The 19,190-nt window shown below is 41.1% G+C and carries 14 protein-coding genes; 2 read left to right on the plus strand and 12 right to left on the minus strand.

The genetic code is table 11. The features are described from left to right. The first annotated feature begins 80 nt into the window (after positions 1–80). Positions 81–1,049: a zinc-binding alcohol dehydrogenase family protein gene (locus tag ACYZ0U_RS00350; RefSeq protein WP_461448638.1), complete on the plus strand. Its 969-nt coding sequence runs from the start codon at positions 81–83 to the stop codon at positions 1,047–1,049. A 2-nt stretch (positions 1,050–1,051) separates the two neighbouring features. Here the strand turns inward: ACYZ0U_RS00350 and ACYZ0U_RS00355 are convergent, their stop codons facing one another. Beyond that, entirely contained in the window at positions 1,052–2,794 is a 1,743-nt protein-coding gene (locus ACYZ0U_RS00355) for an ATP-binding response regulator (RefSeq protein WP_461448640.1), read from the minus strand. Positions 2,795–3,062: 268 nt separating this feature from the next. Between ACYZ0U_RS00355 and ACYZ0U_RS00360 the strand changes: the two genes are divergently transcribed. Beyond that, complete coding sequence (locus ACYZ0U_RS00360) at positions 3,063–4,001, plus strand: SDR family oxidoreductase (RefSeq protein WP_461448642.1); 939 nt, start codon at positions 3,063–3,065, stop codon at positions 3,999–4,001. A gap of 467 nt (positions 4,002–4,468) precedes the next feature. Here the strand turns inward: ACYZ0U_RS00360 and xth are convergent, their stop codons facing one another. The 11 genes from xth to ACYZ0U_RS00415 form a co-directional block, all read right to left on the minus strand. Continuing rightward, complete coding sequence (xth, locus tag ACYZ0U_RS00365) at positions 4,469–5,245, minus strand: exodeoxyribonuclease III (RefSeq protein WP_461448644.1); 777 nt, start codon at positions 5,243–5,245, stop codon at positions 4,469–4,471. A 39-nt stretch (positions 5,246–5,284) separates the two neighbouring features. Next, positions 5,285–6,247 carry a Gfo/Idh/MocA family protein gene (locus ACYZ0U_RS00370; protein WP_461448646.1) on the minus strand — a complete coding sequence of 321 codons (963 nt, stop codon included), beginning with the start codon at positions 6,245–6,247 and terminating at the stop codon, positions 5,285–5,287. Positions 6,248–6,373: 126 nt separating this feature from the next. Continuing rightward, entirely contained in the window at positions 6,374–7,453 is a 1,080-nt protein-coding gene (locus ACYZ0U_RS00375) for an efflux RND transporter periplasmic adaptor subunit (RefSeq protein ID WP_461448648.1), read from the minus strand. After that, positions 7,450–10,689, minus strand: coding sequence for an efflux RND transporter permease subunit (locus ACYZ0U_RS00380; protein ID WP_461448650.1), 3,240 nt, complete (start codon positions 10,687–10,689; stop codon positions 7,450–7,452). The genes ACYZ0U_RS00375 and ACYZ0U_RS00380 overlap by 4 nt, the downstream gene beginning before the upstream one ends. A 12-nt stretch (positions 10,690–10,701) precedes the next feature. Then, entirely contained in the window at positions 10,702–12,084 is a 1,383-nt protein-coding gene (locus ACYZ0U_RS00385) for a TolC family protein (protein ID WP_461448652.1), read from the minus strand. Between the two features lie 170 nt (positions 12,085–12,254). After that, entirely contained in the window at positions 12,255–12,644 is a 390-nt protein-coding gene (locus ACYZ0U_RS00390) for a hypothetical protein (RefSeq protein ID WP_461448654.1), read from the minus strand. Between the two features lie 143 nt (positions 12,645–12,787). Further along, positions 12,788–14,515, minus strand: coding sequence for an OmpA family protein (locus ACYZ0U_RS00395; RefSeq protein ID WP_461448656.1), 1,728 nt, complete (start codon positions 14,513–14,515; stop codon positions 12,788–12,790). Positions 14,516–15,177: 662 nt separating this feature from the next. Next, positions 15,178–16,029, minus strand: a complete 852-nt coding sequence (gene tatC, locus ACYZ0U_RS00400; RefSeq protein ID WP_461448658.1) for a twin-arginine translocase subunit TatC — start codon at positions 16,027–16,029, stop codon at positions 15,178–15,180. A gap of 71 nt (positions 16,030–16,100) precedes the next feature. Beyond that, positions 16,101–17,441: an acetyl-CoA carboxylase biotin carboxylase subunit gene (accC, locus tag ACYZ0U_RS00405; RefSeq protein WP_461449982.1), complete on the minus strand. Its 1,341-nt coding sequence runs from the start codon at positions 17,439–17,441 to the stop codon at positions 16,101–16,103. A gap of 120 nt (positions 17,442–17,561) precedes the next feature. Then, positions 17,562–18,044, minus strand: a complete 483-nt coding sequence (gene accB / locus ACYZ0U_RS00410; protein WP_461448660.1) for an acetyl-CoA carboxylase biotin carboxyl carrier protein — start codon at positions 18,042–18,044, stop codon at positions 17,562–17,564. Between the two features lie 146 nt (positions 18,045–18,190). Continuing rightward, positions 18,191–19,189 (minus strand): beta-ketoacyl-ACP synthase III, encoded by a 999-nt coding sequence (locus ACYZ0U_RS00415; RefSeq protein ID WP_461448662.1) that lies wholly within the window; start codon positions 19,187–19,189, stop codon positions 18,191–18,193. Position 19,190 lies beyond the last annotated feature (1 nt).

Here is a 19,190-nt window from a genome sequence, read left to right on the forward strand (position 1 = left end):
AGGTATTTCTTAAGATATCTTATAGGTTGCTGATGTGTATATACTACATCTTTGTATCGTTATTAAACAATAAATTTTAGATGAAAGCAGCAGTTACAACACAAGCAGGCGAGCCCAAAGTTATACAAATACAGGATAAACCCATTCCATCCTTAAAAGACGGCTGGGTATTGATAAAAGTTAAGGCTTTCGGGCTTAACCGCTCGGAGATGTTTACCCGGCAGGGCCATTCGCCGGATGTGCAATTCCCAAGGATACAAGGGATAGAATGCGTTGGCGAAATTGAGAAAGATTCATCAGGCACGTATAAAAAGGGCCAAAAGGTTGCTGCGTTAATGGGCGGTATGGGCCGCAATTTTGATGGTGGATATGCAGAGTATGCAGCAATACCGCTAACTATAATTTTCCCGTTTGAAAGTGATTTGCCATGGGCAACTTTAGGCGCAATTCCTGAAATGTTTCAAACGGTATCCGGCTCTTTAAACCAAGCCCTGGAAGTTCAAAAAGGTGAAACATTGCTTATCCGCGGCGGAACATCATCCATTGGTATGCTGGCTTGCCAGTTAGCTAAACATTATGGTTTAACCGTAATTGCAACTACCCGTAATGCAGATAAAGAACAGCACCTGAAAGATAACGGCGCTGATCATGTTTTGATTGATGATGGCGAAGTAAGTTCAAAACTAAAAGCGATTTTTCCCGATGGGGTAGATAAAGTTTTAGAGTTAATTGGCATTGCAAGCTTAAAAGATTCACTGAAATGTATTCGCCCAAAAGGCACCGTATGCATGACAGGAATTTTAGGCGGCAAATGGACTATGAAAGAGTTTACCCCAATGGGCGACATACCATCGATGGGCAGGTTGACCGTTTATATGGGTGAGGCCGGCAATTTAGATAAAGCCCTGTTACAGGATTTTATAGATGCAGTTGCTAACGGAAGTATTAATATAGTAATTGATAAAGTGTTTAAACTTGATGATATAGTTCAGGCACATACTTATATGGAGAGCAACCAAAGTAAAGGAAAATTGGTGGTTGAAATTTGATTTTAGCGCAGCGAAACGTGCTGATCAGGGCTCTTAACTCCCTGGGCCTGTAGAGCGTATTTTTTAACCTGGGAAAATAATTGCTTAGGGTGAAATGGCTTACTGATACAATCTTCAAAACCTTCTTTTACCAGGCTTTCCAGCATTTCTGCATCAATTAATGATGCTGTAAATGCAATAACAGGTATAGTTGGATACAGCTTTTTAAGCTGCCCGATAGCCTCGTGCCCATTCATTACCGGCATTTCCAGGTCAAGCAATATAATATTGAAATTAGCATCTTGCGCTAATATTTCCAGCGCTTCTTTTCCGTTATAGGCCGGTATACAAGCAGCCTTATAACCGGTGAGCATTTTACGCGCTATCGTCATGTTTATTTGGTTATCCTCAACAACCAGTATATTAAGCCCGGCTAAGCCTTCACTTTCATTATAGCTGCGTACAACTTTATCAGCTGATTTTTGGGCCCGGTTAAACGTTAATGTAAACTCAAAAGTACTTCCCTTACCCTTTTCGCTGGTTAAGGTAAGGCTGCCATTCATCAGGCTTAATAGGCGAAGGCAAATATTTAAGCCTAAACCTGTACCGGCATATTTACGTGTATTCTCGCTGTATACCTGCTCAAACCCATCAAATATTCGCTGCTGGTCTGCTTTATCAATGCCAATACCGGTATCCTCAACAATAAAATTCGCTATTAATGTTAATGGTGTTGAATGCTTGCATGTTACGTTTAAACGGATATGCCCTTCATCTGTAAACTTTAAAGCATTTGATAGCAGGTTATTTATAACCTGGATGATGCGCACGTCATCTGCCATTACAACCGCATCAAGCTGCGGGTCTATTTCCACTTTTAGCTGCAGGTTTTTTTGTTCAATATTGTTATAAAACGGAAGTGTTGAGTTAATTAACAACTCTTTTAAGTTTATCTCAATCGGATGGATGTTAAGTTTCCCGGCCTCTATTTTATTAAAATCAAGTATATCATTAACCAATTGCTGCATATGGTTTGAGCAGTATTTTAATATCTGGAAATACTCATTGGTGGTGTATTCGGGATGATCATCAGTAAAAATATTTACAGCGCCAATAATACCATTAAGCGGCGTTCTCAGCTCATGACCCATAGTCGATAAAAACTTGGTGCGTTCAGCAATAGCCCTGTTTTTCTCTGCAATCAAGGCCATTATATATTTGCGCTCGTAATAAATATAAGCGAGGGCAAAACAAAGCGTAAGTAAAATAGCACAGCTTGCATTAGTGAATAACATTCTGTGGGCAACATCTGCAGGTATTTGCTCAATTGGTTTTATATTATGCCCTACATAAAAATTTATAAAGAAAGAGCCCAGGCCCAATAAAAAATACGAACCGAGTTCAATATATGACGACTCCTTGTAATTTACTACAATGGGTATCACTACGATAACAGGAAAAAAATAGAAATACTGACCTGTGTTTGATCCTTCAACAAATGAACTTACTACTAAAAGAATGCATATAGATGTTACCATCAATGGCTGAACGTTGTCAATTACATGCGTTAACTGGATTAACAGGATAATTAAAACCGCAATACTGAAACAACCCACCATAACTGACGAAACAGTAAGCCCTAAAGAAAGGTAATAAGCTGCAATGCCTATACTTACCAAAAGGGTAATAAAGCTTAACTGGCTTGTTCGTTTGGCAATGCCTTTAAACTTAAATGGTTCGTTATTAGTTGTTTCGTTGTAAATCACAGTATGCTTTTACGAAAACTTATAAATATAGTTTTCAAAAAATGAGGTATAATTTTATTGTAATATCCGGCCCGGTTGTTTTTCAAGGTTCGGTATATATCGAAAATAATGGTTATATAGTTTTAAATAAATAAAAAATATTTAAAGCCATAGTCAAACATAATAAAAATTTCTAAAAAAGAAAATAAATTTCCCAAAAGATGAATACAGGCAAACCTATTGCATAATATCCCGTTATTAACAAGGATGAAATTAAATTAATACCACCATGAATTATGACAACAGTACCGCAGAAAAAAATGATTTGAATAGCACTAAAATTGAAGAAGTTATTCAAGATCCAACCACCAAATACCCAAAACCACCATTTAACGGCCAATCACAGCCATGGCCAGGCTTAGCCAGCCAAATGGATCCTAGACCCGATCACGGTGAAACAAGTTATAAAGGCTCTGGCCGCTTAAAAGGCCGTAAGGCTTTAATAACAGGCGGCGATTCTGGCATGGGGCGCGCCGCGGCTATTGCCTATGCCCGTGAAGGTGCAGACGTGGCAATAAACTATTACCCTACCGAAGAACCCGATGCCCAGGAAGTAATAGCCTTGATTAGGGCGGAAGGACGAAACGCCGTTGCTATCCCGGGTGATTTACGCGATGAAGAATTTTGCAAGCACCTGGTAGCTGAAGCAGTAGATAAGCTTGGCGGGCTTGATATTTTAGTGAGCAATGCAGGCAGGCAGCAGTCGCATTCGTCCATATTGGATATATCCAGCGAACAATTTGACTGGACCATGAAAACCAATATATATGCACCTTTCTGGATTATAAAAGCAGCTTTGCCTCACTTAAAGCCTGGTTCTACTATTATTGGAACCACGTCTGAGCAAGCGTATGACCCTACACCGGATTTGTATGATTACGCGCAAACAAAGGCTGCTACCATGAATTATGTTAAATCATTAGCCAAACAACTGGGACCTAAAGGTATAAGGGTAAACGGTGTTGCCCCGGGACCAATATGGACCCCATTACAGGTAAGCGGCGGTGCTTCGCAAGATAAATTAAAGATGTTTGGTGGCCAAACGCCAATGGGCAGACCGGGACAGCCCGCCGAGTTGGCATCTATTTATGTTCAGCTTGCTGCTAAAGATGCCAGTTATGCTACAGGCCAGGTATATGGATCAGCTGGCGGAAGCGGGCAACCATAAATAAATCACAACAAAAAAAGCCCGGTGTTTCATAAAAACACCGGGCTTTTTTACTTAAAGTTTATAAATATCTGGCATTTCTCAGTAAAAAAAATCAAATTTTTGTCTTAAAATAACCTTTTTACACCTTTTAATCCTAAAACGAACAACTATCTATCGTTTTAGCAGCTAATAAAATAAATTATTTATCCTTTTATCTACTTTCCAATAAATGCTGATAATAAAAAGATAAAATGAGCTAATAAAACGCAAATATTTCGCTAAACGAAATTACAACATTCTCAACCTCAATTCATTATAATGGTGTTCATTTCAATCTTAATCATTTTCTAATATTGATTTTAAAAAAAATATCTTAACTTTGTTGCTTCATACAGCAGGCGTTCTTGCCTGCTTATTGTGATAAGGTTTAGGTTTAGGCCTCCAAACAGCGAGTGTAAGGAGGCCTTATTTTTTTAACCTTATTTTTAAATATCTGCCAATTCGATCCACACGGGCGCATGATCGCTTGTTTTTTCCCATCCCCTTACATTCTTGTCAACGCCGCCGGCTAACAATTTTTTATCCAATTCCGGGCTTAACAAAAAGTGATCAATCCTTAAACCTGCATCACGGCTATAGGCATTTCTGAAATAATCATAAAATGTATAAATTTTTTGATCCGGGTAAAGTTTACGGATAGCATCCGTCCATCCCTGAGCAACTAAAGAATGAAAAGCCGCCCTCGTTTCCGGGCGGAATAAAGCATCCTCAACCCATCTTTCCGGCTTGTAAACGTCCAGATCGGTTGGCATAACGTTATAATCACCGGTGATCACTATCGGTTTGTTTGACGCCAGCAGATCCGCAGCGTGTAATTTCAACCGTTCGAACCAGCGGAGCTTGTAATCAAATTTAGGCCCCGGCGCAGGGTTACCGTTTGGCAGGTAAAGGCAACCAATGGTAATATCATTTACAATTGCTTCTATATACCGGCTATGCTCATCTTCCGGGTCGCCGGGCAATACGCGTCTTACTTCCCTGATCTGTGCATTACGGGCAAGTATTGCTACCCCATTCCAGCTTTTTTGTCCATGCCATATGGCATTATAACCTGCATCCTTTATTGCCTGCTCCGGGAATTTTTCCTGCGGTGCCTTTAATTCCTGCAGGCATGCAACATCAGGCTGCGTTTCTTCCAGCCAGCGCAGTAAAACCGGCAACCGGCCATTAACACCGTTTACATTGTAAGTGGCTATCTTCATATACTATAAATGCTTTTACATCAAATTTGTGTGGTGATCTTATTCACCCTTAAATTTTAAACCAATAATTCCCCGGGCACTGTCCAGCATTGCTATCATTTGTCGCGACATTTCATGAGTGATCACCGGGCTCTCGGTTAAACCCGCTTTAATCAATTCGCAAAAATGCGCAGTTTCATAATTTAACCCACCTGCTGTAAACGGAACATCCAATTCCATAACACGTCCATCTAAATAATTAATAGTTGCCTTAGCCGGGTTCCACCAGTTTTTATGGATGGTTATATTGCCAAGCGTTCCGCAGATCAGCGCGTCACCTTTGCCATGCAGGTCAAAGCCGCAATAAAATTGTCCATATCCTTTTTCATGCTCGGTTTGAAATATCGTGAACATGTCGATCTTATTTTCGCCAAACCTACCCATCGCCTGTACCTGTTTGGTATTGCCTAACCATTCTACAGCCAGGTACGCTTCGTAAATACCTATACCCATAACAGCGCCTCCTGCAAGGTCGTAACTAAAGTTTGGATGATCAGGACTGATATCGGCGACCGATGATCCCGCCCGCACATAGCCCACCTCGCCAATAGGATCTGTTTCTAAATATTCTTTTAGCTTTTTATAGAGTGGAAAAAATGGTGGTTTCATCCCCTCCATAAACAACAGGTTCTTTTCTTTTGCTACTTCCAGCACACTTTCCAACGTTAGCAAATTGAGTGCAGCGGGCTTTTCACACAAAACATGCTTACCCGCAATAAGCGCTAAAATACAATATAGATGATGACTATCAGGTAATGTAGCGACATAGACAGCATCTATATCGTTATTCAACAACTCTTCTACACTCTCAAAACCAATGCCTCCGTATTGCTCAATAAAGGTATCTACTGTTTCCTGCCGCCGCGACCACGCACCTGTAAATTCTGTACCTGGTACTTCTTTTAAGCCTTGCATAAAACGGTGCGCAATCCGACCGCAACCTATTACTCCCCAACGGATCATTATTTTTTTATTTTGACAGATTGATAGTTAAACCAGCCATCTAATATCTTAAATGATTTGCATTAATTCAATAAAAACCAAAACGGCCCTTAACGGGCCGCCCTGGTAAAAAAAACAAAAACTCGATTATTCAACAGGATCGCCCTGCTTGATCTCATCTGAGGCGTGGATCAAGATCTTATCATTAGGTTTCAGGTCACCGAATACTTCAGTAGCATTGTTGCCTGCCAAACCTTCTTTAATATTTACTAAACTTGCTTTTCCTAAACTATCCTTAATAACATATTCGCGCTCTGTTGAACGGATTATAGCTGAATTAGGCACAACCAGTGACTGTGCGCCGGAAAGCATAGGAATATTCACTTCGGCGTACATGCCCGGTTTTAGCTGGCCGTTTTTGTTTTCAACGTCAATCTCAATGGCTTCCTGTTGCATGCTGCCCAGCGAATTTGCCGACCGGCTTATCTTAGCTGTTTGCGTTTGGCCCGGCATAGCATTAAATACAAAGGATACCGGTTTTGTAAGATCAACCTTATCTACATAATCCTCCGGGATAGAAACTGTAAGCCTCATTTTATGGATATCCTGCAAAACCAGCATCGGTTGATCAGTTGTTTTGCCGGGTGCAACCAATGCGCCGGGAGATACATTACGCTGAATGATCATCCCGTCAAAAGGAGCAGAAATACGCAGGTAAGAATTCATGGTTTTAACCGATTGCACATTGGATGCTTGCGCCTTAACCATGGCCTGGTCGGCCTTCATTTTGGCCTGGGCATTATCTAAATCTAATGGTGATACCGAACCTGGTTCCTGGGCCGCTTCTTTTAAACGGGCATATTTTTCTTTACTGGCTTCTGCATTTTCCTTAGCCTGGTCGTATTGCGAGGCTGCGGCCGCTAATTGCGATTCCATTTCGGGTGCTTCTAAAATTACCAGCAACTGGCCTTTTCTAACGATCGATCCGCGATCCACAAACAGCTGTTTTACAAAGCCGTTTACTTTCGGGAAAATATTTACTTCGTTAAATGGCACCAACTGGCCCGGTAACTGCGCCGATGTTGACATTGTTTTTTCAGATACATTTCCGTACTGATATTTATTGGTTGACGATGCAGATTGCGCTGTAAGGTCAACCGGTTTTTGGTTTCCGCCGCAAGCTGTTAACAATAAGCATGATATTATTAAAAAGATCAGATATTTCATGATGCAATAGGATTTAAATTTTCAATTTCTGTGTTACTTTCCGGCATTAATGATGGTTCATCAAATGTTGTTTTTTCCTGGATCCAGGCGAATAGCAATGGCAGTATAAATAATGCCGCCAATGTTGAAGCTGCCAAACCGCCAATAACCGCACGCCCCAATGGCGCTGATTGCTCGCCTGCCTCGCCCATACCTGATGCCATCGGGATCATCCCCGCTATCATAGCAAAACTGGTCATCAGTATCGGCCTTAGCCTGATGGATGCACTGGTTACCGCGGCACGGGTGGAATCCTTAAACTCAAGCCGCAGGTACTCGGCGTTGGTTACAATCAATATCGCGTTGGCAACCGATACTCCGGTTGACATGATCATCCCCATATAGGATTGCAGATTTAGGGTTGACCCGGTAAGCAGCAACGCGGTTATAGAACCTAAAATTACCGCCGGAATAGTTACCAAAACAGTAAGTGATAATTTGAACGACTGATAATTTGCCGCCAACAGCAAAAAGATGACCAAAATGGCGAACGCCAGGCCGTTTTGCAAACTGGTTAAGGTATCCGTCAATAAGTTCGACATACCCTCAATGGTTGCCACTAATCCCTTTGGCGGTGTGCCTAATGATTTTACCACCTTCTGCACATCGGTGGTTGATGTACCCAAATCTTTTTTACTGATATTGGCACTAATGGTAATATATCGCCGCGGGCCGGTACGGTCATATTCAGCAGGGGTGTAAACCTGTTTAAAGGTAGCAACATCAGCTAATGTTGGGCTGCTTTGGCCTTTTACCAGCGGGATCTCTTGCAAAGCGCTCATCGAATTCATGGCATATTCCGGTATTTCGGCCTGTACCTGGTAGGTATAGGAGTTGTTCTCATCCAGCCATAAATTTTTGGTTGTATAACGGCTTGAGGAAGTACTCGCCGTAACCGACCGTGCTACATCACTTACATTTAACCCTAGTTGTGAGATCTTTAAACGGTCAAGCGTTATGGCGATCACCGGGTAATCCAATGGCTGATTGATCTGCACATCGCGCAAGTATGGGATCTTTTTCAACTTGGCCAAAACCTTATCACTATAGGTTTTTATCTGTTGCAGATCCTTCCCGGCAACCTGCACCTCAATTGGTGTGTTCGCACCCTGGCTCATTATCTTCTCCGTCATGTCGATGGGCTCAAAGCTAATAGTCATTTCAGGTATAGCGGCGGCGATGTTTTTACGCAAAGCATCTTTCAGGTCATCCATATTTATATGGTAATCCTCGTCAAGGTTTACCTGTAAAACGGCTTCGTGCGTGCCTGTGTTAAATACATATAGGTTACTGCTACCGAAGCTGCTCGGCACCAAACCAATATATCCCGATGTGATCTTTACATGATGATTTACTGTTTTATCGATGATCTGTAAAACCTCTTTAAACTTATCTTCGGTAACTTCAAGGCGAGTACCCTGCGGTTCATCAAGCCGAACCTGGAATTGCCCGTTGTTCAGTTTTGGCATCATATCCTTACCAATGATCACAAAGCCAACTGCGGCCAAACCGATAACCACAACCAAATAAACCAGAATAATAGATTTTTTCCTCGGCATCAGCTTATCCAAAATCAGGATAAATCGAAGTTTTACCCGTTCTAAAAAATCGTTATTCTCGGGTTCTTTTTCTTCTTTTTCCAAGTGCTCATTGATCTGGGCTTGTTCCATCACGTTAAAATCTTCGCCGGCATGCGCATGCGGCTTGCCATGATGATATTGGTAACGTTCAGCCTTAATCATCCAGTTACTCAATATCGGCACCAAGGTTTGCGCTAATATGTACGATACGATCATCGTTAAACCTATCGACATGGAAAGCGGCAAAAACATGGCTTTAGGTACACCATTCATCATAAATGATGGTGCAAATACCGCGAGGATACATAGCAATATCAGTAATAAAGGGAACGAGATCTCTTCGCAGGCATCAAAAATGGCTTTTCGTTTGGGTTTCCCCATTTCCAAATGCTGGTGAATGTTTTCAATGGTCACCGTTGCCTGGTCGACGAGGATACCAATGGCAAGCGCCAAACCACTCAAAGTCATGATATTGATCGTCTGCCCGAATAAGCTTAACAATAAAACACCTATTAATATAGAAACAGGAATCGTGATCACCACAATTAAACTGCTTCGCCAGTCGCGCAGAAAAAGCAGCACCATTAAGCCGGTTAGTAAAGCGCCCAGGCCACCTTCAGTCATTAAGCTTTTTACGGAGTTTACCACCGCTACAGATTGGTCAAACTCATAAGAAATCTTTACATCGTTCGGCAGCAAATTTTGCATTTCGGGTAATTTGCTTTTTAAATTCTGCACTACCGACCAGGTTGAAGCCGAAGCTGTTTTAACAACCGGGATATAAACCGAGCGCTTGCCGTTAATAAGCGCGTAATCCACGGTAATATCTGCAGCATCGGTAACACGGGCCAGGTCTTTAATGTAGATAGGCACCCCATTTTTAGTGATAACCGGGATGTTACCAAAGTTGTCCGAGCTTTTGATCAGCGAGTTCATCGTGGTTAAAAACATCGTGTTATCTATCCTGATGTTGCCTGATGGTGCCATTACGTTGTATTTGGCTAAAGCATCTACCACCTGATCCGGCGTTAAATTAAAGCTGCGCAATTTATCAGGGTCGATGCTGAGGATAATAGACCGGGCATTGGAGCCAAATGGCGGCGGAGCTGATAAACCCGGAATAGTAGCAAACATCGGGCGGATGCGTGTTGCCGCCAAATCGTAAATATCCTTCAGGTTCTCTGTTTTACTATCCAGAACCAATTCACCAACGGGTAAGGATGACGCGTCATACCTGATCACCTGGGGTGGCAATGCCCCCGGCGGAAAGAAACTTTGCGCACGGTTGACCTGCAAGGCTACCTGTGCCGAGGCTTCGGCCATATTGGTGCTTTCGTAAAATGAGATCTTTACAATAGTTAAACCCTGTATGCTTTTACTGCTGATGTTTTTTACTCCATCAACATATAAAAACTGGTTTTGCAAACCGGTGGCAAAAAAGCCCTCCATTTGCTGCGGCGACATGCCACCGTATGATTCGATTACATAAATTGTAGGAAGGTTAAGCTTCGGGAAAATATCTATCGGTATATTGATTGCACTGAGCACTGCAAAAATTAAAAGGCTCGCGGTTATCACAATAACGGTGATAGGCCTTTTCAGTGCGGATGTGACCATTGACATAGTTAATTATTTTAATAAGTTTAAAACTGTATTTACCTGGTTCTCGGTAATGGCTTTTTGGAAAAGCGCATTCGAGTAATCATATTTGGCCTGCATGTAATCCGTCTCAGCACGATAAAGAATATTCAGCGAAGCATCCAACGTTATAATATCTGACAATCCATTTTTATAAAGCGATAGATTTTGTCTATAACTATCATTCGCCGCTTTAAGCTGTTTAGGAATTTCCTTCAACCTGTTTATAGCTGTTTCCATTTCAACATCTGCCTGGTTGGCGCTAACATCCAGCAACTGCTGTTGTTCCTGCAATTTTTTAAGCGAGTAATCGGTGCTGGCTTGCTGCGTGCGCAATTTTAATTGCCTGCGGCGAAGATCAAACAGGTTATAGGATATACCGATCCCTACCAGGTAATTACCTCGCTGATAACCGTAGCCTGATGAAAGGCTGTTATACTGCCCGGCATCATCCACACTTGAAGCCCGTCCCCACGCTGCAGCCAGGAGCGAGATCTTAGGATTATACATTTTCTTAACCAAATCCTCGCGTTGCAGGTTATTTTGATACACAGAACGGTAGTAATTAATCAATGGATGATTACTGGTATCAACAGGGAATAAGTTAGCGCTGGGCTGACCAATTAAGGTTACCTCAACTGTGGTATCCGGCAAAATTGATTGATACGGAAAACCGCTAACCGATGAAAGCTGCAATTGTACTTGTTTAAGCTGGTTAACCACTTCGATATAATTTAACCGTGCTTTGGATAGTTCAGCTTGCGCGATGCTGGTATCAACACCGGCCCTCACACCGCTTTTAGCCAGCGACATGATGGAGCGTAAGATTTGCTGTGTGCGATCTACATTCCGGAACTGAATGCTTAATAAATCCTGCAAACGCAGCAATTGCAAATAATTGCTGATGGTATAAGCCCGCAGATCATATTTTGATTGCGCGTATTGGTTTTGCTGAACGGTCACATCCGAATTGGCAACCTTGTTTTGCGCGCCATATTTGCCGAAATTGTAAACTTCCCAGTTCAATTCGGCTATACCCAGGTTATCTGACATGGCAGTGTTAACGCTTGTGCTATGAATACCACCAGAACTTGAAGGAATAACACCAAAGCCAAAATATGGCCCGGTTACGTTATTGCTGGAGCCAATATCGGCCTGGTAATTTAAATTAAGATCGGGCAACCAGTTGCTGCGCGTTTCAGCCGCCTGGTCCTGCCTTATTTTTATTGCCGCTGAATCGGTGATCAGTTGCGGCGCCCTTTGATCAACGCTGTTTAATAATTGCCTTAGCGTTATGGCAGGTTGCTGTGCATTTGAGGCTAAAGCCATAGTAAATAACAGCAGCGCGCAAAAGCATTTTTTTAAAATATGCATGATTTTGTTAAATAAATCACTTACAGCTAGTTACAAGCTTAATTATGCTTATAAACTATCGGATAAATAAAGTTGTTATGGAAATTAAAGGCATGTTTTTTAATGCCCTGTTCTGATAAATCTTTGGAGTTTTTCTGCGCATGGATTGTTTAATCGGCAGAAATAAAATATCAGATCCGGAAGGTGCAGAGTGTTAAGTAAGCGTATTGTTTGTTTTGGAATTTATAAGAATCCCATGCAAAAAGAGTTTTTTTACGCTTTAAAGCATCAAAAAATAAAATAAGCAGTAAAAAAGAGTTGCCTAAAACAAAACATACAGCAGCAAACGACAGCGTTTTTTCATCAATTGTGCATTTATCAATGCGCCTGATCTGGAAAATAACCGGTATTGCTGAAGCAACAGCGTTATTTTTAACAACGGCAGCGTGAGTAATTTTTACAGAATAATCGCCTCCGCCATGCGGAGCCAGCAGCAAAATATGCGTTGCAGTTATAAAAACATAAACAAGCAGCAAAAACATTACTTGCCAGTTAAATCCATTTATGCCTTTATTTTTCATTACGCCTTTTAAACGACTTTGATGTACAAATGTGTTACCAAATCAGCTAATTAACCAATTGTATCAATAAAGTTACATATAAATTAGACCAAAAAAAAGCCCTCCGTAATACGGAAGGCCTCAATTATTTTTTTTAACTACTATTAGTTCTGAGCTAATTTAGTCATCCTGGTGTCGGTTTCTTTTACTGTAAATTCCACACGCCTGTTTAACTGCCTGCCGTCTGGATTATCCTGGCCATTTGGCAATGTGTTGGGAGCAATTGGTTTAGCTTTTCCATAACCTATTGCCGAGATACGCGCATTGCTGATGCCTTTTCTGATCAAGTACTCAGAGCATAGTTTAGCTCTTTCCTGTGACAATTTCAAGTTGTAAGCGTCGCTGCCTACTGAATCTGTATGCGCTGTAAGTATAACTGTTAATTTAGGCTGATCTTGTAATTGCTTAACCAATGAGTCAAGTACAGGTATGGCTTCTGCTCTTAAGCTTGCGTGGCCAAAATCATACAGGATTTTGTTTTCCATAACAACTGACTGGCCGTTGCCATCGATGCCCGGATTAGCCGCCATTGACGATTGTTGTGACATAATTGGCTCCAGGCTAACAGCCGGGCTTAAAAATGTACCGCCTGTAGCTGATCCCGAACCCATACCGTCAGCAGACATGCCGCTCGTGGCATATGCGCCCGAATTCATTGCTGATGCTGAACCTGTATTTGAATTACCTGTCGATGAACCAGAACTGTTTCCATTACCAGATACTGAACCATTGTTCAAATTACCTGCTGACGAACCTGAACCATTTCCAGTAGCAGAACCGTTGTTTGCAGCAAAGCCTGAACCAACTCCCTGGCCTGCACCAATTGCAGCACCATTAATTGAATTGGCACCTACACCTGCGCCTTGTGCTAAGCTTTTAGTGATAAAGCCCTTTTTCTCAACCCTGATGCTAAATGGACGATTATTTTCTACCAGGAACTGATATACACCATTTACATCTGTTAAGGTTTGTTTAACTGTTTGTTGTGTTAATGAATCAACATAAGTTATAGTAACATCTGTCTCAGGTGTGTGTAATGTACTGTTGATTACAGTACCTTTAAATATATATGGTTTAAAATGAGCAATTGCGTTTGGAGTTGGCTGGTCAAGCTCCGGATTATTGATATGATCGTAATCATTAAATGCAGCTATAATACCTTTAGATTCTTTTTGAGAAGTGAAGATCGTACGCTTGCAAAGCGTTGCGATCCTGTCATATAAGGAAGCGCCGTCAACAGTTGGTTCGTTGCCGTATGATCCGTCATGATATTTTTGCAGTACCTGCGGAGTATCTTTAAAATATGCTGATAAGCCATAACCATACGCGTTGTGGAAATGCTTAGCACCATCTTTTTTAAATAATATTCTGTATTTGATTGATTGGCCATCGTTAGCAACTTCTGTTCGTTCGCCTGTTTTATCGCCAAAATCAAATATTTCAGGAGGATAAGAATAATATATATAAGATACAATACGGCCGTTTGACACACGCTCTAACATGTGGTAGTTGTTAACCAATGTTCTTAGATTGATATAAGACTGATCAATGTAATGTACACGTACAAATGTGCGCGACCCAACCTGGTAGGATTTCATCTGAGATGAAAAATATTTTTTTGCATGAGTTTTAGGATCAGCGGCATATGCGGCAGAATCTTTAAACCAAATAAAACGCTGGTTTTTCCATGGCGCATTTTTATAGAGCTTAATTAAGCCACTAACTTGTTTACCATCTTTTAAGATGATGTAACCCGGCTGGTAATCATCTGCCTTGCAGACAGCCAAAAAGAGTGTGAATAATAAGACCGTTAAAAAGTAAATTTTTTTCATGTTAAAGTTGGTTGGTACGCAATAAGCAATTATCTTATCTATTTACGATGTATTAAATTTCTCGTTTCTACGTGTTAACAAACTCAAAAGTTACTAACAAATTAACATGGCTTTAACTTTTCGTAATATGATCACATAAAACCTGCTGTAAACGTTGATTCTTCCTTACACATCAATAGAATTTAAATGTTAAAAACTTCTAACATAAAACTTGAAATATAGCCGACAGTAATTTATTTAAAGCCGGGCGAAGCTAAAAACATTGGGATAAATTTCAGTAATGAAATGTGAAGCGGAATCCGTTTGAATAAAAATCATTAAAAATTACCGGTTATTCTTTGAATATGGCTCATTTTTAATATCCGTGGGCACATGTATTTGTACAAAAAAATAATGGTCAGCAACATATCTTTATCAATAAATCCTTCTCTATAGCTAAACAAGTGCTATTTTTAATATTACCACAATAGCGTGGCTGCATCAGCATGCCTTACAGATATTTAAACGAAAAATGTAACAGCTTAGTTACTCAGATTTTATTTTATTTATCTCTAGATTTTTAGCTTCGGCCATTGTATTTGAATAACCAAAACCCTTGGCTTAAATAAATGAGGCCAAGCCCTCATTTATTACGGAGTATAATTTAAAAAAAGATTTCCGGATTAGGACTCCATGATCTCTTCGTGCTTTTTAAGGCGGCGTTTTTCAACAACAGAGGCTACAACAATCCCTACTTCGTATAATGCGAATAATGGCACCGTCGCGATCATCGTAGTTAAAAAATCTGGTGAAGGAGATATGATGGCACCAATGATAAGCAATATCACAACAGAATACCGGCGCGTTTTACGCATAAATGTACCTGTTAGTATGCCAATGGAAGCCAGGATATAGATAAGGATAGGAAGCTCGAAAACAATGCCTATAATGAGCGTAATGGTGGCTACCATGGATAGGTAGGAACTAATAGTGAACTGGTTTTGAATAATAGGGCTAATACTGTAACCGGCTAAAAATGCAATTGACTCTGGCGCGATAACATAATAGCCAAATAAAATACCGACAACAAAAAGTATAGAGGCATAAAATACAAAACCGCTGGCTGCCCGGCGTTCTTTATCCAACAAGGCTGGTTTTATAAAGCGCCATAGTTCCCACAAAATATAAGGCACAGCTACAATAATGCCCATTAGTATGGTTGAGTTCAGCTTCATCATAAACTGGCCCGCCATATCGGTATTGATGATGTTACCATTAATGTGCGTAATGCAAAATGAGTTGCCGAACTTACACATCATACGATAGGTCCAAAAATCACCACTGAACGGAGCCATGATGATCTTGTTAAAGATAAAATCGTAATAATACCAGGCTAAACCGGTAAAAATAACAACACTTATGGCGGCGCGCATCAAATGCCAGCGTAAAGCCTCCAAATGATCGAAGAAAGACATTTCTGCCTCTAACGTAGTACCTTTTTCCTTTACTGCTTTTATCAGATCTTGTCCGGCCATTTGGTTTTGTTGAATTCTTCTGTATAACGTTAAAACGTTACTTACGTTTTAACTGAACGCTTCAGTTTTAATTATTCCGAGTATTCAAATGTTTCCATAAATTTGGTCGTAAAATTACCCGCGCGGAAGTTAGGGTCCTGCAGTAATTTTAAATGGAAAGGAATAGTTGTTTTAACACCCTCGATAACAAATTCGCTTAAGGCGCGTTCCATCGTGCTCAGTGCTTCTTCGCGGGTTTGTGCCACGCAAATAACCTTTGCTATCATGGAATCGTAATTAGGCGGGATAACATAGCCAGTATATACGTGAGTATCTATACGCACGCCGTGACCACCAGGTGAGTGGAAATTAGTGATCTTACCCGGTGAAGGGCGGAAGTTATTAAACGGGTCTTCGGCATTGATACGGCACTCAATAGCATGCATGGTGGGCTCGTAGTTTTTCCCTGATATTGGGATGCCGGCGGCAACCTTAATTTGTTCTTTTATTAAATCGAAGTTGATCACCTCTTCAGTAACCGGGTGTTCCACCTGAATACGGGTATTCATTTCCATAAAATAAAAGTTTCGGTCTTTATCAACCAAAAACTCAACAGTACCGGCTCCTTCATACTTAACAGCTTTAGCACCTTTAATAGCAGCCTCACCCATTTTTTTACGAAGTTTTTCAGTCATGAATGGAGAAGGAGATTCTTCAACCAATTTTTGGTGACGGCGTTGTATAGAGCAATCGCGTTCAGACAAATGGCAAACTTTACCATATTGATCACCTACGACCTGTATTTCGATATGGCGTGGATCCTGAACATATTTTTCAAGGTACATGCCATCGTTTCCGAATGCCGCGCCTGATTCTGCCCTGGCTGAATCCCAGGCAGCTTCAAATTCTTCGTCTTTCCAAACAATACGCATACCACGGCCACCGCCACCAGCAGTTGCTTTCAATATTACAGGGTAACCTATTTTTTTAGAGATAGCGATACCTTCTTTTACACTGGTTAACAAACCATCAGAACCAGGAACGATAGGTACACCAGCCTTTTTCATGGTATCTTTAGCCGAAGCTTTATCACCCATAGAATTGATCTGCGCGGCGGTAGCTCCTATAAATTTGATACCGTATTCGGCACAAATAGCTGAAAATTTCGCATTTTCTGACAAGAAACCATAACCAGGATGGATCGCATCGGCATTGGTTAATTCAGCGGCTGAAATAATATTAGGAATATTTAAGTAAGAATCACGGCTTGGCGGCGGGCCGATACATACAGCCTCATCGGCAAAACGCACGTGCAGGCTATCGCGATCTGCAGTAGAATAAACAGCTACAGTTTTAATACCCATTTCCTTACAGGTACGAATAATTCGTAAGGCTATTTCACCGCGGTTAGCTATTAATATTTTTTTAAACATAGTTTGATCATTTTTTACATCATCTACGGTTATTGATGTCATAGCTATTTTTTTAAGAACTAAATGAAATTATATTACCAATAAGCAGATGTTGTTCATCCTCAAATAAAAGGACAATACTTATTTAGGCTCAACTAAAAACAACGGTTGGTCATACTCAACAGGCGAAGCATTATCGACCAAAATTTTAACAATACGGCCTGAAACTTCAGATTCGATCTCGTTAAACAGTTTCATCGCTTCGATGATACAAAGTACATTTCCTTCGCTTATCTCATCGCCAACATTAACCAGCATTGGTTTTTCCGGGCTTGCTGAACGATAAAAAGTACCGATCATCGGAGATTTAACGGTAATGTATTTTGATGTGTCATCAGCAGCAGGGGCTGCCGGTGCGGCGGCAGCAACATGCGCAATCGGATCAACGGGGGCAGGCGCGGCAGCCGCAGCTAAAGGCTGGGCATAAGGTACAGTAGCATTAACTATAGTAGCGGCCTGGTTAGTTTTAATGGTAATTTTAAACTCATTCTGCTCAATAGCAACTTCGTTTACTCCAGATTTGGCAACAAAGCGAATTAGGTCTTGTATTTGTTTAATGTCCATGCTGAGGAATTGAATTTGGTTTTAGTTAAAATGCTATAATGATTTGCAAATGTGCATAAGCAAATGTGCAAATTTTAAATAGTTTAATAATTAGTGTATTGCATTTAACAATGCAATTTTAATAATGTTTATAACAAAAGGCTGTATTAAACAGCATCATAGGCCCATTTTAAATAAAGTGATCCCCAGGTAAAGCCGCCACCAAAGGCAGCAAATAACAGGTTATCGCCTTTTTTAAATTTAGTTTCCCACTCCCATAAACACAATGGGATGGTTGCATTGGTTGTATTTCCGTATTTTTCAATATTGATGATCACCTTATCAGCGCTTACACCTGTACGGTTAGCGGTTGCATCAATAATACGTTTGTTTGCCTGGTGTGGTACCAGCCATGCAATATCATCGGCTACAAGGTTGTTGCGCTCCATCACTTCGGCAGCAACATCGGCCATGTTGGTAACCGCAAATTTAAACACGGCCTGGCCTTCCTGGTAAGCATAATGCTCGCGGGCATCAACAGTGGCATGGCTTGCCGGTTTTAATGATCCGCCCGCTTTTTGGTGCAGATACGGAATACCTGAACCATCGCTTTTTAAAACAGAATCAATCAAGCCATAACCATCAGTATCCGGCTCAAGCAGCGCACAGCCCGCGCCATCACCAAAAATAATGCAGGTAGCACGGTCCTGGTAATCTATCATCGACGACATTTTGTCGGCGCCTACTACTAATACTTTTTTGTGTTTGCCGCTCTCAATAAACTGGGCTCCGGTAGTTAAACCGAATAAAAAGCCCGAGCAAGCTGCTTGCAGATCAAATCCCCAGGCGTTTTTAGCGCCTATCTTATCTCCTAAAATATTTGCCGTTGCCGGGAAAGGCATATCAGGTGTCGTAGTACAAAAGATGATCAAATCGATCTCTTCTGCATTGATGCCGCGTTTTTTTAATAAACCCTCAACAGCGGGGACTGCCATATCGGATGTTCCAAGGCCTTCGCCTTTTTGTATTCTCCGCTCTTTAATTCCAGTACGGCTTACAATCCATTCATCATTGGTATCAACCATTGTTGCCAGCTCATCGTTAGTAAGGATGTAATCCGGTACGTAACCATTCACTGCGGTAATAGCGGCATGAATTTTACTCATA

The sequence above is a fragment of the Mucilaginibacter sp. genome (genome assembly GCF_965225845.1).
Classification (GTDB): Bacteria; Bacteroidota; Bacteroidia; order Sphingobacteriales; family Sphingobacteriaceae; genus Mucilaginibacter.

Coding starts and splice junctions, on each gene's coding strand:
- ACYZ0U_RS00350 (WP_461448638.1), top strand. CDS start 81: ATGAAAGCAGCAGTTACAACACAAGCAGGCGAGCCCAAAGTTATACAA.
- ACYZ0U_RS00360 (WP_461448642.1), top strand. CDS start 3,063: ATGAATTATGACAACAGTACCGCAGAAAAAAATGATTTGAATAGCACT.
- xth (WP_461448644.1), bottom strand. CDS start 5,245: ATGAAGATAGCCACTTACAATGTAAACGGTGTTAATGGCCGGTTGCCG.
- ACYZ0U_RS00370 (WP_461448646.1), bottom strand. CDS start 6,247: ATGATCCGTTGGGGAGTAATAGGTTGCGGTCGGATTGCGCACCGTTTT.
- ACYZ0U_RS00375 (WP_461448648.1), bottom strand. CDS start 7,453: ATGAAATATCTGATCTTTTTAATAATATCATGCTTATTGTTAACAGCT.
- ACYZ0U_RS00380 (WP_461448650.1), bottom strand. CDS start 10,689: ATGGTCACATCCGCACTGAAAAGGCCTATCACCGTTATTGTGATAACC.
- ACYZ0U_RS00385 (WP_461448652.1), bottom strand. CDS start 12,084: ATGCATATTTTAAAAAAATGCTTTTGCGCGCTGCTGTTATTTACTATG.
- ACYZ0U_RS00390 (WP_461448654.1), bottom strand. CDS start 12,644: ATGAAAAATAAAGGCATAAATGGATTTAACTGGCAAGTAATGTTTTTG.
- ACYZ0U_RS00395 (WP_461448656.1), bottom strand. CDS start 14,515: ATGAAAAAAATTTACTTTTTAACGGTCTTATTATTCACACTCTTTTTG.
- tatC (WP_461448658.1), bottom strand. CDS start 16,029: ATGGCCGGACAAGATCTGATAAAAGCAGTAAAGGAAAAAGGTACTACG.
- accC (WP_461449982.1), bottom strand. CDS start 17,441: ATGTTTAAAAAAATATTAATAGCTAACCGCGGTGAAATAGCCTTACGA.
- accB (WP_461448660.1), bottom strand. CDS start 18,044: ATGGACATTAAACAAATACAAGACCTAATTCGCTTTGTTGCCAAATCT.
- ACYZ0U_RS00415 (WP_461448662.1), bottom strand. CDS start 19,189: ATGAGTAAAATTCATGCCGCTATTACCGCAGTGAATGGTTACGTACCG.